Origin of the sequence: Streptomyces sp. NPDC002463 (assembly GCF_042889835.1) — a bacterium.
Classification (GTDB): Bacteria; Actinomycetota; Actinomycetes; order Streptomycetales; family Streptomycetaceae; genus Streptomyces; species Streptomyces nymphaeiformis.
In genome coordinates this window covers 361,528-374,944 of the sequence record NZ_JBIARL010000001.1, presented here as the reverse complement: position 1 = coordinate 374,944, position 13,417 = coordinate 361,528, and the positions used below count along the sequence as shown (strand labels likewise).

Annotated in this window: 13 protein-coding genes; 5 read left to right on the top strand and 8 right to left on the bottom strand. The window is 71.6% G+C overall.

Features of this window, described 5'->3' with window-relative positions:
- Positions 1–181 precede the first annotated feature (181 nt).
- A complete protein-coding gene (locus ACFYX3_RS01660; RefSeq protein ID WP_389007070.1) occupies positions 182–553 on the top strand; it encodes a WhiB family transcriptional regulator in 372 nt (123 codons plus the stop codon).
- Positions 554–646: 93 nt separating this feature from the next.
- On the opposite strand, the gene glpX is transcribed toward ACFYX3_RS01660, so the two are convergent.
- On the bottom strand, positions 647–1,681 hold the full coding sequence (gene glpX / locus ACFYX3_RS01655) for a class II fructose-bisphosphatase (RefSeq protein ID WP_116159068.1): 1,035 nt from the start codon (positions 1,679–1,681) through the stop codon (positions 647–649).
- A 117-nt stretch (positions 1,682–1,798) separates the two neighbouring features.
- Between glpX and ACFYX3_RS01650 the strand changes: the two genes are divergently transcribed.
- Entirely contained in the window at positions 1,799–2,332 is a 534-nt protein-coding gene (locus ACFYX3_RS01650; protein ID WP_389007067.1) for a DUF4245 domain-containing protein, read from the top strand.
- 77 nt (positions 2,333–2,409) lie between these two features.
- On the opposite strand, the gene ACFYX3_RS01645 is transcribed toward ACFYX3_RS01650, so the two are convergent.
- From ACFYX3_RS01645 to ACFYX3_RS01630, 4 genes are all read right to left on the bottom strand, one after another.
- Positions 2,410–3,000, bottom strand: a complete 591-nt coding sequence (locus ACFYX3_RS01645; protein ID WP_359506927.1) for a malonic semialdehyde reductase — start codon at positions 2,998–3,000, stop codon at positions 2,410–2,412.
- Between the two features lie 326 nt (positions 3,001–3,326).
- Complete coding sequence (locus ACFYX3_RS01640; RefSeq protein WP_389007065.1) at positions 3,327–3,575, bottom strand: exodeoxyribonuclease VII small subunit; 249 nt, start codon at positions 3,573–3,575, stop codon at positions 3,327–3,329.
- 49 nt (positions 3,576–3,624) lie between these two features.
- Positions 3,625–4,842 carry an exodeoxyribonuclease VII large subunit gene (xseA, locus tag ACFYX3_RS01635; RefSeq protein WP_389007063.1) on the bottom strand — a complete coding sequence of 406 codons (1,218 nt, stop codon included), beginning with the start codon at positions 4,840–4,842 and terminating at the stop codon, positions 3,625–3,627.
- 229 nt (positions 4,843–5,071) lie between these two features.
- Entirely contained in the window at positions 5,072–6,424 is a 1,353-nt protein-coding gene (locus ACFYX3_RS01630; protein ID WP_389007061.1) for an APC family permease, read from the bottom strand.
- Between the two features lie 54 nt (positions 6,425–6,478).
- On the opposite strand from ACFYX3_RS01630, the gene ACFYX3_RS01625 reads away from it, so the two are divergent.
- Positions 6,479–7,510, top strand: a complete 1,032-nt coding sequence (locus ACFYX3_RS01625) for a 4-hydroxy-3-methylbut-2-enyl diphosphate reductase (RefSeq protein WP_116159063.1) — start codon at positions 6,479–6,481, stop codon at positions 7,508–7,510.
- Positions 7,511–7,540: 30 nt separating this feature from the next.
- Entirely contained in the window at positions 7,541–8,287 is a 747-nt protein-coding gene (gene ppgK, locus ACFYX3_RS01620) for a polyphosphate--glucose phosphotransferase (protein ID WP_376588249.1), read from the top strand.
- A 180-nt stretch (positions 8,288–8,467) separates the two neighbouring features.
- Here the strand turns inward: ppgK and ACFYX3_RS01615 are convergent, their stop codons facing one another.
- Positions 8,468–9,169: a DUF6542 domain-containing protein gene (locus ACFYX3_RS01615; RefSeq protein WP_389007058.1), complete on the bottom strand. Its 702-nt coding sequence runs from the start codon at positions 9,167–9,169 to the stop codon at positions 8,468–8,470.
- Positions 9,170–9,330: 161 nt separating this feature from the next.
- On the opposite strand from ACFYX3_RS01615, the gene ychF reads away from it, so the two are divergent.
- The gene (gene ychF, locus ACFYX3_RS01610; RefSeq protein WP_389007056.1) at positions 9,331–10,419 is read left to right on the top strand and encodes a redox-regulated ATPase YchF; all 1,089 of its coding nucleotides are present in this window, start codon (positions 9,331–9,333) and stop codon (positions 10,417–10,419) included.
- Between the two features lie 83 nt (positions 10,420–10,502).
- Here ychF and ACFYX3_RS01605 read toward each other — a convergent pair whose 3' ends face one another.
- Both ACFYX3_RS01605 and ACFYX3_RS01600 read right to left on the bottom strand, forming a co-directional pair.
- On the bottom strand, positions 10,503–11,084 hold the full coding sequence (locus tag ACFYX3_RS01605; RefSeq protein WP_389007054.1) for a Uma2 family endonuclease: 582 nt from the start codon (positions 11,082–11,084) through the stop codon (positions 10,503–10,505).
- A gap of 83 nt (positions 11,085–11,167) precedes the next feature.
- Positions 11,168–13,249 carry an N-6 DNA methylase gene (locus ACFYX3_RS01600; protein WP_389007052.1) on the bottom strand — a complete coding sequence of 694 codons (2,082 nt, stop codon included), beginning with the start codon at positions 13,247–13,249 and terminating at the stop codon, positions 11,168–11,170.
- Between the last annotated feature and the right edge of the window lie 168 nt (positions 13,250–13,417).

Here is a 13,417-nt window from a genome sequence, read left to right as displayed (position 1 = left end):
GCTCACGGGACCGCCCGGAGCGAGGCCGACGCTCCGATGGGCTGCCGTCCGGAGGTGACCGGAATTCGCCCTCGGGTATCCGCAGTGCGGAACGGCGGGGCACGCAGTGCATAGGCACGCGCACAGCGGGTAGGGCTGGTGCATCGCCGCTCGCTCGCGAAGCCGTCGTCAGGAGTAGACCGTGCTGCAACTGCCGCATCAGCCCCTCCAGGTCGCCGCCGTACCCCCTCAGCGCGCCCCTGCCCGGGAGGACGAGGCCGGTCCATGGCACGCGGAGGCGGTGTGCCGCCGGGACGAGGCCGGGCTCTTCTTCGCGCCCTCCAAGGAGCCGACCGCCGCGCGGCTCGCCCGCGAGGAGGCGGCCAAGCGGGTCTGCGCGCGCTGTCCGGTGATGGTCGAGTGCCGGGAGCACGCACTGCTCCAGCCCGAGCCGTACGGGGTGTGGGGCGGGCTCACGGCGGCCGAGCGCCGCGTCGTCCTCGCCCGGCGCCGGCGGCGTGAGGTGGAGCTGCGGAAGGCGGCAGTGACCGAGCGGATCGCCCAGGCGGGCTGACGGGACCGCGGAGACCTTCCCCCGCGCCCGTACGAGAAGGGGCGCCCCCACCGCACATGGGGGCGCCCCTCTTCGTACCGTCGCGCCGAAGCGTTACTTCGCGCGGTCGAAGTCGATCGCGCTGTACGCGCGCAGCTTCGAGAGCCGGTGCGTCGAGTCGATCTGGCGGATCGTGCCGGACTTCGAGCGCATGACCAGCGACTGGGTGGTCGCCGTCTCGGCGCGGTAGCGCACGCCGCGGAGCAGCTCGCCGTCGGTGATGCCGGTCGCGACGAAGAACACGTTGTCGCCGCTGACCAGGTCGTTCGTGGAGAGCACGCGGTCGAGGTCGTGGCCCGCGTCCAGCGCCTTCTGGCGCTCGGCGTCGTCCTTCGGCCACAGCTTGCCCTGGATCACGCCGCCGAGGCACTTGATGGCGCAGGCGGAGATGATGCCCTCGGGCGTGCCGCCGATGCCCATGAGCATGTCGACGCCGGTGCCCTCGCGGACGGCCATGATCGAGCCGGCGACGTCGCCGTCCGAGATGAACTTGATCCGGGCGCCGGTCTCGCGGATCTCCTTGACGATGCCCTCGTGGCGGGGCCGGTCCAGGATGACGACGGTGATGTCCTCGGGGGAGGAGTTCTTCGCCTTGGCGACCCGGCGGATGTTGACCGAGACGGGGGCGTTGATGTCGACGAAGTCGGCGGCCTCGGGGCCGGTGACCAGCTTGTCCATGTAGAAGACCGCGGACGGGTCGAACATGGTGCCGCGGTCGGCGGCGGCCAGGACGGCGATCGCGTTCGGCATGCCCTTGGCGTTGAGCGTGGTGCCGTCGATCGGGTCGACCGCGATGTCGACCTCGGCGCCGGTGCCGTCGCCGACGTGCTCGCCGTTGAAGAGCATCGGGGCTTCGTCCTTCTCGCCCTCGCCGATGACGACGACGCCGTTCATCGAGACGGTGGAGATCAGGGTACGCATGGCGTTGACCGCCGCCCCGTCCGCGCCGATCTTGTCGCCGCGACCGACCCAGCGGCCGGCGGCCATGGCGGCGGCCTCGGTGACGCGGACCAGCTCGAGGGCGAGGTTGCGGTCGGGGGCCTCGGGGGAAACGACAAGCTCGGGCGGAAGGTGGTGGTGCTCGGTCATCGGAACGCACCTTTCTGTACGACGACGGCCGGAAAAAAGAGGGTGATGCGACTCTATCGGTACGTCGACAAAATGAGCAGAGGGGCCCACGTATGAGCACGGCACCATGATGCGACCATGGTGGGCGTGGCAGGTATGCGAGGCAGGCAGACGGTACGCGGGATGTTCCAGTCCCTCGGGGTGATCATGGTCGCCGCGGGCGTGATGTATCTCTTCATCCCGCACGACGAACACGCGGAGCCGGTCAAGGCGAAGGACTACCGGGTCGAGCTCCTGACGGCCCAGCGGGCGGCGCCGTACCCGGTGCTGGCCCCCGAGGGCCTCGGCGAGGGCTGGAAGGCGACGGTCGTCTCCTACAAGCGCGAGCAGGGCAACGCCTGGCAGCTCGGCTTCCTCACCCCGGACACCCAGTACGTGGCGGTCAACCAGTCGACGGCGGAGCCGGGGAAGTTCGTGCCCGAGGTGACCCTGAAGGCGAAGGACACCGGGAAGACCCAGACGGTGGCCGGCCATGTCTGGCAGCGCTGGGAGGGCCCGAAGTACGACGCGCTCGTCCGTACGGACGGCGGCGCGACGACCGTGGTGACCGGCACGGCGTCCTTCGAGCGGCTGGCGGAGATGGCCGGCTCGTTGCAGTCGAAGAAGGTCTGAGCCGGGTTCCCGGGCGCACGGCGTACGGGAAGGGCCCCGCACTCATGGAGTGCGGGGCCCTTCGCCGTGCGTACCACTCAGACGGTGGTGACGACCTCGTCGTAGGAGAGGCGCGGGGAGCGCGGGAACCAGGCGTCCTCGCCCGGCTTGCCGATGTTGACGACCATCAGCGGGGTGTGGTCGTCGTCCAGGAACTCCTTCTGGACGCCGGCGAAGTCGAGACCGGTCATCGGGCCGGCGGCCAGGCCGGCGGCGCGGACGCCCACGATGAAGTACGCGGCCTGGAGGGCGGCGTTCAGCAGCGCGGAGCCCTCGCGGACCGGGCGCTCGGAGAAGAACATGTCCTTGGCCTGCGGGAAGTGCGGGAGCAGGGCCGGGAGGTCCTCGTGGAACTCGTTGTCGGCGGAGAGGATCGCGACCAGCGGAGCGGCGGCGGTCTTGGCCGCGTTGCCCTCGGCCATGTGCTTCACGAGGCGCTCGCGGGCCTCGGGGGAGCGGACCAGGGTGATGCGCAGCGGGGTCTGGTTGAAGGCGGTCGGGCCGTACTTCACCAGGTCGTAGATCGCCTGGACCTGCTCGTCGGTCACCGGCTCGTCGGTGAACGTGTTGGCGGTGCGGGCCTCACGGAAGAGGAGGTCCTGGGCGACGGCGTCAAGGGCGAGAGACATGCTGCGTACCTTCCGGACTGCAAGGGGGTTCGCTCGTTCAACGTTCAAGCGATGTCTCGACAGTACGGCTGGATTGATGAAACTTCAACTAATCCATCCGGATAGTGATCCGCTTCACTGCGAGTCTACATGCCGGGGCCTGTGTGGGGCCGGGGGTGCGAGCAGGGTGGGCGCCTGTGCGGGGCCAGGGTGCGGGCCCGCGGCGCGTGCGGGCCCGCGGCGCGTGCGGGCCCGCGGCGCGTGCGGGCCCGGGGTGTGTGCGGGCCCGGGGTGTGTGCGGGGGCCGGGCGTGTGCGGGCCGGGGTGCGTGCGGGGCCCGGGCGCCCCTACTCGTCGCCGCCCTCGTCCTCCGCGGCCGCTTCCGCCGCCAGTGAGGCGTCGAGCCGGGCCCGCGCGCCCTCCAGGCGGAGCCGGCACACCTTCGCCAGTTCCTCGCCGCGCTCCCAGAGCGCCAGGGACTCCTCCAGGGACGTCCCGCCCGCCTCGAGGCGCCGGACGACCTCGATCAGCTCGTCCCGCGCCTGCTCGTAGCCGAGGGCCGCCTCTTCCGCGCCCGTCTCCGTGCCCGCTGCCATGTGCTGCTCCATCCTCGTTTCGACTGCTGTGTTTCCCGCTCGGGCCGGCTCAGGCCGGATCCGGCACGCGCCGCACCGTGAAATCGCCCTCGGCGACCCTGGCCCGCAGCTCCTCGCCCTCCGCGACCTCCTCGGGGGAGCGGACCACCGCCCCGTCCGCCCGCTGGAGCACCGCGTACCCCCGCTCCATCGTCGCGGCGGGCGACAGCGCCCGGACCCGCGCGCGCGTGTGGGAGAGCTCCGAGTCCGCCCGGTCCAGGAGGTGCCCGAGGACCCGCCGGCTCCGCGCCAGGAGCGCCGCCACCTCGTCCTCGCGGACCTCGACCATGCGCTGCGGGTGCTCCATGACGGGCCGCGCGAGCGCCTGCGCCAGGCCGCGCTCCTCGCGCTCCAGGAGGCCGCGCACGGTCCGCAGCGCCCGGTCCCGCAGCCCGCGCACCCGGTCCAGCTCCTCGCCGACGTCCGGGACGACCTTCTTGGCCGCGTCCGTGGGCGTCGAGGCGCGCAGGTCGGCCACCAGGTCGAGCAGCGGCGAGTCCGGCTCGTGCCCGATCGCGGACACCACCGGCGTACGGCACTCGGCCACCGTACGGATCAGCTTCTCGTCCGAGAACGGCAGCAGGTCCTCGACGCTGCCGCCGCCCCGGGCCACGATGATCACGTCCACGTCCTCGTGCGCGTCCAGCTCCCTGACCGCCTGGACGACCTGCGGGACCGCCTTCACGCCCTGCACGGCGACGTTCCGCACCTCGAAGCGGACGGCGGGCCAGCGACGGCGCGCGTTCTCCAGGACGTCCCGCTCGGCCGCCGAGGCGCGGCCGCAGACCAGGCCCACGAGGTGCGGCAGGAACGGCAGCGGCTTCTTCCGGTCGAGCGCGAACAGGCCCTCCGAGGCCAGGCTCCGCTTCAGCTGCTCCAGCCGGGCCAGCAGCTCGCCGATCCCGACCGGCTTGATCTCCACCGCCCGCAGCGACAGCTGCCCGCGCGGCGCGTACCACTCCGGCTTGGCGTGCACGACGACCCGGGCGCCCTCGGAGACGACGTCCGCGACGGCGTCGAAGACCTGGCGGTAGCAGGTGACGCCGATGGAGATGTCGTACGAGGGATCCCGCAGCGTCAGGAAGACGACCCCGGCGCCGGGGCGCCGCGACAGCTGCGTGATCTGCCCCTCGACCCAGATCGCCCCGAGCCGGTCGATCCACCCCCCGATGAGCCGGGAGACCTCACCGACGGGAAGCGGTGCTTCGGCGGACGTAGTCAGACCCATGGACCGAGCGTAACCGCGCGGTACGACAACGTCAGGGGCGCGCGTCGGCGAGGACCGCGTCGGGCGGCCTGACGCGCGGGGGCGTCCCGCACACGGCGGACCTCGTGCCCAGGGACGTCCTGCGCGCGCGGGACCTCACGCACGGGGTTCCCTACGCGCGCGTGGACACGGCCCCCACGCGCGGCCGGCCCTCACGCGCGCGTGGACCCGTCTTCGCCCCACGGCGGCCTCACGCGCCCGCGGACGTCCGCGTCGCCCCCTGGACCGCGAGGACCACCAGTCCCACCCCCAGCCACACCACGCCCACCACCTGCGCGGCGGCCGAGGCCTCGACGATGACCGCGATCAGGATCGCCGCGCCGGCCACCGGCATCACGATGTGCTTGAACCAGTGCGGCGGCCCCTCCGCCCGCCGTACGGCGAACCAGCCCACCACGCTCGCGTGCAGCAGGACGAACGCGGTCAGCGCGCCGACGTCGACCACCGAGACCAGGTGGTCGAGGCCGTCGTCCCGGCGGGCCGCCCACAGAGCCGCGATCATCGTCACGGTCGCCGACACGAGCAGCGCCACGCGCGGGACGCCTCCGTCGGTACGGGCGAGCAGGTGCGGGAGGCGCCGGTCGCGGGCCATCGCGAACAGCAGACGGCCGCCCGCCGCCTGCCCGGCGAGCGCCGCGAAGGCCGCGCCGATCGCCTTCGACACGGCCACCAGGTCGTGCAGCCAGCCGCCGACCGACGCGTCCACGGCGTCGTAGAACGCCGAGCCCTGCTTGGCCGGGTCGGCGGCGAGCTCGGCCGAGGAGAGCGGTTCGAGGAGCGCGACCAGCCAGGTCTGGGCGACGAACAGGAGGCCGGCGAGCGCCAGGCAGAACAGGACCGCCCGCGCCACCTTCCTCGAGCCCCCGGTCACCTCCTCCGCGAAGGAGGCGATCGCGTCGAAGCCCAGGTACGACAGGACGGCCACCGAGACGGCGCCGATCACCGCGGCGAGCGAGAACGACTCGTCCCCGGTGAGCGGCGACCAGCCGTCGCGCAGCCCTCCGTCCCGTACGAGCACCACCACCGCGGACACGACGAAGACCAGCAGGACGACGATCTCCATCGCGAGCACGGCGAAGCCGACGCGGGCGGCGGCCTTCACGCCCCACAGGTTCAGGAGGGTGGTGACCACGACGGCGATCCCGGTCCACACCCACCGGTCCACCTCCGGGACCAGCGCCTCCATCGCGATGCCCGCGAAGAGGTAGGCGACGGCGGGGATCAGCAGGTAGTCGAGCATCGCCATCCACCCGGCGATGAATCCCGGCCCCTCTCCGAGGCCCTTGCGCGCGTACGCGAAGACGGAGCCGGCCTGCGGCGCGACCCGCACCATCTGGGCGTAGCTGAAGGCCGTGAACGCCATGGCGACCGTCGCCACGACGTACACCAGTGCGACGGCCCCGTGCGACTTCGCGTCCAGCGTGCCGAAGACGCCGACCGGCGCCATCGGGGCGATGAAGAGCAGCCCGTACACGACAAGGTCGCGGAACCCCAGGTTCCGCCGGAGCTTCTCGTGGTCGGCCGCCTGCGTCTCCTGAGCCATGGCGCCAGTTTCGGCCACGGCGCCGCTCCAACCGCTCACCGACGCGGCCTTACGATGGGACGCATGACTGCAACGCCCGCGCCGACGCCCGATGCCGCCTCCGCGACGAACCGCCCGAAGCGTGTCCTGCTCGCCGCTCCCCGTGGCTACTGCGCGGGCGTGGACCGTGCCGTGATCGCCGTGGAGAAGGCCCTGGAGCAGTACGGTGCGCCGATCTACGTCCGGCACGAGATCGTCCACAACAAGTACGTGGTCCAGACCCTGGAGCGGAAGGGCGCGATCTTCGTCGACCAGGCGACCGAGGTGCCGCCGGGCAACATCGTGATGTTCTCCGCGCACGGCGTCGCCCCCACCGTCCACGAGGAGGCCCGCGTGGGCCGGCTCGCGACCATCGACGCCACCTGCCCGCTGGTCACCAAGGTCCACAAGGAAGCCGTCCGCTTCGCCAAGGACGACTTCGACATCCTCCTCATCGGCCACGAGGGCCACGAGGAGGTCATCGGCACCTCCGGCGAGGCCCCCGACCACATCCAGCTCGTCGACGGCCCCGAGGACGTCGCCAAGGTCGAGGTCCGCGACCCCTCCCGGGTCGTCTGGCTCTCCCAGACCACGCTCTCGGTCGACGAGACGATGGAGACGGTCGACGCGCTGAAGGAGAAGTTCCCGCAGCTGATCTCCCCGCCGTCCGACGACATCTGCTACGCCACGCAGAACCGCCAGACCGCCATCAAGGAGCTCGCCGGCCAGGCCGAGCTGGTGATCGTCGTCGGCTCGAAGAACTCCTCCAACTCGATCCGCATGGTCGAGGTCGCCAAGCAGGCCGGCGTCCCCGCCGCGTACCTGGTCGACTTCGCGAGCGAGATCGACGAGGCCTGGCTGGAGGGCGTGACCAGCGTCGGCCTCTCCTCCGGCGCCTCCGTCCCGGACGTCCTGGTGCAGGAGGTCCTGGAGTGGCTCGCCGAGCGCGGCTACGCGGACGTGGAGATCGTCAAGACGGCGGACGAGTCCCTGACCTTCTCGCTGCCCAAGGAGCTCCGCAACAAGGACCTGCGCGCCGAGGCCGCGGCCCTGCTCGAAAACGAGTGACGCAGAGCTCCTGCCCGTAACGTTGGGTCCATGAACGTCTTCGGAGTGGACATCGGCGGCTCGGGCATCAAGGGCGCTCCCGTGGACCTGGAGCGCGGCGCGCTCGCCGAGGAGCGCCACAAGGTGCTGACCCCGCAGCCCGCCACACCCGACGGTGTGGCGGGCTGCGTCGCGGAGGTCGTGGCGCACTTCGGCTGGACGGGACCGGTGGGGGTGACCTTCCCGGGCGTCGTGACGGGCTCCACCGTCCGTACGGCAGCCAACGTCGACAAGTCCTGGATCGGCGTCGACGCCGGCGCCCTGATCGGCGACCGCATCGGCGGGCTCCCGGTGACCGTCCTGAACGACGCGGACGCGGCCGGGGTCGCGGAGATGACCTTCGGCGCGGGCCGGGGCCGCAAGGGCACGGTGATCCTGCTGACCCTCGGCACCGGCATCGGCTCCGCCGTCTTCGTCGACGGCCGCCTCGTCCCCAACACCGAACTGGGCCACCTGGAGCTCAAGGGCCACGACGCGGAGACCCGCGCCTCGACCAGGGCCAAGGAGGACGAGGACCTCACCTGGGAGCACTGGGCGAAGAAACGGCTGAACAAGTACCTCGCGCACGTGGAGATGCTCTTCTCGCCGGAGCTCTTCATCATCGGCGGCGGCGTGAGCCGCAAGGCGGACAAGTTCCTGCCGCTGATCGAGGGCATCCGAGCGAAGATCGTCCCGGCGGAGCTGCAGAACAACGCGGGGATCGTGGGGGCGGGGATGGCGGCGGCGCGGGCGGTCTGACGAGGGCGTCGGGCCAGGGGCCGGGGGCGCGCGGCGCGGACGGTCGGGGGCCGCGTCGGGCTAAGGGTCGGCGTCCTGCCGCGGCCGGGTGGCGCGGACGGTCCGAGGCCCGCGCCGAGTCACCGGCAGGCGTCCCGCCGCAGGAGCCCGACGGTGCGGACGGTCCGAGGGCGGGCCCCGTCAGGCCACCGGTCGGCGTCCCGCCGCCGGGGCACGGCCGCCCGGGCCCTCGCCCGGCGTGGCGCCCACCCCGGAGGCCGTGCGGCCGGTGGCGGCGCGCTGATGGCGGCGCCCCATGTCCCGCACCTTGCGGACGCTCGCGATGAGGCCGGCGACGAGGGTGCCGCCGTACAGCCAGCCGGCGTGCACGGCGAGTGCGGTCACGACGGCCATGGCCTGGCCGCCGAAGCCGCCCGTGCCGCCCGCGATGGGGACGACGCCGACGGCGAAGGCGATGGGGATGCCGATCGGGGCGGTGACCAGGTCGGCGGTCCGGACCCAGAGCGCGGTCAGGGCGCTGACCGGCAGGAACAGCAGTCCGTAGACGATGGGGGAGCCGTCGAGGAGCAGCTGGTCGAGGAGGCCGAGGGCCAGCATGACGGCGGAGGCGAAGAGCCCGGCGCCGAGCCCGGTGAGGCGGGGCGAGGGAAGCCGGCGCAGGGCGAGGACGACCGGGGGCACGGGCCGGCGCCCGGAGGGGCGCGCCGGGGCACCCGCTCCGGCCCGCTCCACGCGGGCGCGTCCGGGCGTGCGCCCGGATCTGCCGGTCACGCGGTAGACGGCCGCGCCCTCCACGAGCGCCCCGGGCGGTGCGACCGGCGGCGTGGCGGGGGTCTGCGGCCTTCGGCGGCCTTGCGGCTGACTTGTCCTGTGCTGCTCCACACGACCAACGTAGGTCGGAAAGGGGCGGGAACCGGGTCCGGGACACGCCCTTTGGGTGACCTTGCCCCCGAGATCGACCGAAGGTCTCCGTCACTGGCCGGTTCGGCCCGCCCGTAAACTGGGGGATCGGCCCACCATCCACACTTCAGGAAGTCGCCACCGTGTCGCTCACGATCGGAATCGTCGGTCTGCCGAATGTCGGCAAGTCGACCCTGTTCAACGCCCTGACCAAGAACGACGTGCTGGCGGCCAACTACCCGTTCGCCACGATCGAGCCCAACGTCGGCGTCGTCGGCGTCCCGGACCCCCGCCTCCAGCAGCTCGCCGACATCTTCGGCTCGCAGCGCCTCCTCCCGGCGACGGTCGACTTCGTCGACATCGCGGGCATCGTGCGCGGCGCGAGCGAGGGCGAGGGCCTGGGCAACAAGTTCCTCGCGAACATCCGCGAGTCGGACGCGATCTGCCAGGTCATCCGCGCCTTCAAGGACGAGAACGTCGTCCACGTCGACGGCAAGGTCTCGCCGAAGGACGACATCGAGACGATCAACACGGAGCTGATCCTCGCGGACCTCCAGACGATCGAGAAGGTCCTGCCGCGCCTCCAGAAGGAGATGCGGATCAAGAAGGACACGGCGCCCAAGGTCGCCGCCGTCGAGGCCGCCCAGGCGATCCTGGAGAAGGGCGACACCCTCTTCTCGCAGGGCATCGTCCAGGGCTCGGAGAAGGCGGAGCTCCTGCACGACCTCCACCTCCTCACCACCAAGCCGTTCCTGTACGTCTTCAACGTCGACGAGGACGAGCTGACGGACGAGGCCTTCAAGGCCGAGCAGAGCGCCCTGGTCGCCCCGGCCGAGGCGATCTTCCTCAACGCCAAGCTGGAGCAGGACCTCGCCGAGCTCGACGACGAGGACGCCATGGAGCTCCTCCAGTCCGTCGGCGCCGAGGAGCCCGGCCTGGCCACCCTCGCCCGCGTCGGCTTCGCCACCCTCGGCCTCCAGACCTACCTGACGGCCGGCCCGAAGGAATCCCGCGCCTGGACGATCAAGCAGGGCGCGACGGCCCCCGAGGCGGCCGGTGTCATCCACACCGACTTCCAGAAGGGCTTCATCAAGGCCGAGGTCATCTCCTTCGAGGACCTCGTCGCCACGGGCTCGGTCGCCGAAGCCCGCGCCGCCGGCAAGGCCCGCATGGAGGGCAAGGAGTACGTCATGCAGGACGGCGACGTGGTGGAGTTCCGCTTCAACGTCTAGTCGTACAGAAACGTCTGTTCGTACAGGCTGGAAGGGGTCGGAATCGGGAGATTCCGGCCCCTTCCGCGTTCTCGTACCGGCTTTCAGCCGGTACGAGGCGGTGCGAGCTTGTCGAGGTCCAGGCTGATCTCGAAAGGCACCGGGCGCTGGAGGGTGCCCCGGAAGATGCCGGCGGGTGCGTAGACGCCGGTCGGTTCGTCGAGCTCGTAGACGTGGACGACGGGGACGGTGTCCTCGTCCTCGATGCACCAGTAGTGCCGGATTCCCGCCTCGGCGTACTTGCGCAGCTTGACGGTCCGGTCGCGATGGGCGGATTCGGGGGAGACGACCTCGATGACGAGCTGGACGTCTTCCGGAGCGAACCAGGTGCGGTCGGCGTCGTACGGGGCGGTGGTCAGGAGCAGGTCCGGTTCCGGGCGGTTGCGGGCGTCGAGGCGGATGGTCATCTCCCGCTCGACCTCGACGCCGTCGGGGGCCTGTGCCATGAACGCCATGGTGAGACCGGTGACGAGGCGGCCGTGCCACGACCGCTGGGGCGACATCATGAATACGAGAGCTCCGTCGATCAGCTCGGTGTGGCGCGGTGCTTCCGGGAGGTGGTCCAGGTCCTCCGCGAACCAGCCTTCCGCGCGGGGCGGGCGCATCCAGTCGGGCAGTGCGGTCATGGCTTCACGGTAGTCGTTGCGGCAGCGGGGAGCGGGGTGCTCCCCGGAGCCTCGTTTCCGTACCCGGCCACGGCCGCGCGTGCCTACGGCGCGGGGATGATGCCTCCGTTCAGCGCGTCGCGGCGGATGCGCCGGGTCAGATCGAGCTGTTCGCGCAGCAGGCGCTCGTGTGCGTCCAGCCGTGCCATCGTGCCGGCGATCGCCCGCTGCGTCGCGAGGCCGGGCAGTACGACGGGCAGATCGCCTAGCACGCCGAGGGAGATGGTCTTCATCTTCATGCTCCCGGTGGAGTGGGCTTCCAGCCATGTTCGCGCCTCCGGACCGCGCAGATACGCGGCGAAGTAGTCGGGGTCGAGCCCGGCAGGGGGGCGCAGCAGGAAACATCCGGTGCCGCACACCCAGCCGTGCTGTTCCTCGCGGACGACCGCGGCTCGTCCCAGTTCTCCGCGGCGTGCGAGGACGAGGTCGCCGGGGCGGAGGCGGAAGCGCTCCAGTCCCCTGGCCTGTCGCTCGCTGATGCACCGGATGCCGGCCGTGCTGAAGCCGCTTCCCGTCAGGTCCTTGGGCATGACGACGGGGACGCCGCCGTCGTCGACGTAGTGGTCGGCGCGGATCAGGCTTCCGGACGGTCCCGCGAGCAGCAGGGCCGGGGCCTCGGGCAGCCCTTCCGCGGCGTCCTCCAGCACGCGCCGGAGCGGCACGCGCGGGGCTTGGGTCTCGTCGCGGGCCACCCGCTCGCTCCGGTCGAAGCTCTTGCACAGCCGGCCCGTCGCGGCGGCCGTCGACTCGGCCTGCGTCATCAGCTCGTCCAGCAGGCGCCGAGTGTCCAGCGCCGCGCGTGGCGGCTCCCGGTCGGGGACCACGTACAGCTTGGGGTCGAGGGGGCAGCCGTCGTTCTCCAGGATCTCTTCGTACGGGACCGTGCGGGAGAATCCGGGTTCGTCGGGGGTCGAGTGGGGAGCCCGCAGCCAGGTGCGGAACCGGTTGCTGATGCGGTCCCTGTCGGACGGGCCGAGCACCCGCGCCTGGCGAGGGGACTGGGTGCCGAGCCGGCTCGCGTCGATGAAGAGGACGGACTCGGTTTCGCCGACGGGCACATGGCGGGACTTGTCGCGGGCGAGGATCCACAGGTGTACGGGGATCGCCGTGTGGGAGAACAGGTCGGCCGGTAGCGCGACGACGGCGAGAAGGGCGCCTCCGGCCAGCAGCTCCTTGCGGATCTCCGCCTCGCGGCCGGGGGCGGAGGCGGCCCCCGGCGGCATGACCAGGGCCGCCTTGCCCTTCTCGCTGAGCCGGGCCCAGGCGAGTTGGATCCAGGCGAAGTTCGCGTTCGACTCGGGCGGCTGCCCGAAGGGCCAGTCGTGGTGTTCCAGACCCGGGACGCGCTGGTTGAACGGCGGGTTGCACAGCACGAAGTCGGCCATGCCGCTGCCCGGACTCCGGAACATCGACCCGGGGTCGGAGGCGCGTACCAAGGGTCGGTCGACCCCGTGCAGGGCCAGGTTCAGCATGGCCAGGTGGGGGTTGCGGTGGTCCATCGCGTAGCCCTCGAACGAGGCGCCGCCACCGTGGCCCTGTTCCGCGACGTACTGCGCGGCGGCAGCGAGGAACCCTCCGGTGCCGCAGGCGGGGTCGAGTACACGATCGCCGGTTTGCGGCGACAGGGACTCCGCGACCAGTCGCGTGACCTCGCGCGGTGTGTAGTACTCGCCCGTCCGGGCGGCACTCTCCGCGACGTACCGTTCCATGAGCAGCTCGCTGACCGCTGTGAGTCCGGCCTCGGCGGCGGGGGGCTGTCGGAGCGCGGTGAGGAAGTCCGCCACCCAGGGCAGATCGTCTGCCCCGCCGTCACCGGCGAAGACCTTCTCCGGATTCCACGACGCGAGTACGGGAAACCGGTCATGCCGTGAGGCGAGGAGGAGTGCGTTGTTCAGGTCCCTCAGCGGCGGATACCCGGTGCGCGCTTCCGCGACAGCTCTGGACCACGGCTTGACGACTTCCTCACCCGGATCGTCCGCCGAGTCGATGAACCCCGCGAGCAGCAGGATGGCGAGCATCGCGGTGAGGTCGCGGTCCGTGCTCCGGCCTCGCTGAAAGGGTGCGTACGCCCGCCACAGCCGATCGACGACCTTTGCGGCGGGGCCGTGTGCATCCGTGTTCTCCACCGGGAACTCCTCGCTCGGGTGCTTCACTTGAATGGCGACGAGATCTGCGCAGCAATACTGCGCAGTCTTCTTCTGGTGCCGATAGGGCTCGACTCTTCCGCAGGGGTCCGTGCGGAAGGGGCACGAAAAGGAATCTAGCAACATGGGACAGCTGGTGTGTGGCGCCGG

Bases quoted from the DNA above. Each gene is read 5' to 3' on its own strand.
- ACFYX3_RS01640 (WP_389007065.1), bottom strand. From the start codon at position 3,575: ATGGCAGCGGGCACGGAGACGGGCGCGGAAGAGGCGGCCCTCGGCTAC.
- ACFYX3_RS01605 (WP_389007054.1), bottom strand. From the start codon at position 11,084: ATGACCGCACTGCCCGACTGGATGCGCCCGCCCCGCGCGGAAGGCTGG.
- glpX (WP_116159068.1), bottom strand. From the start codon at position 1,681: ATGACCGAGCACCACCACCTTCCGCCCGAGCTTGTCGTTTCCCCCGAG.
- xseA (WP_389007063.1), bottom strand. From the start codon at position 4,842: ATGGGTCTGACTACGTCCGCCGAAGCACCGCTTCCCGTCGGTGAGGTC.
- ACFYX3_RS01625 (WP_116159063.1), top strand. From the start codon at position 6,479: ATGGGACGCATGACTGCAACGCCCGCGCCGACGCCCGATGCCGCCTCC.
- ppgK (WP_376588249.1), top strand. From the start codon at position 7,541: ATGAACGTCTTCGGAGTGGACATCGGCGGCTCGGGCATCAAGGGCGCT.
- ACFYX3_RS01650 (WP_389007067.1), top strand. From the start codon at position 1,799: ATGGTGGGCGTGGCAGGTATGCGAGGCAGGCAGACGGTACGCGGGATG.
- ACFYX3_RS01630 (WP_389007061.1), bottom strand. From the start codon at position 6,424: ATGGCTCAGGAGACGCAGGCGGCCGACCACGAGAAGCTCCGGCGGAAC.
- ACFYX3_RS01645 (WP_359506927.1), bottom strand. From the start codon at position 3,000: ATGTCTCTCGCCCTTGACGCCGTCGCCCAGGACCTCCTCTTCCGTGAG.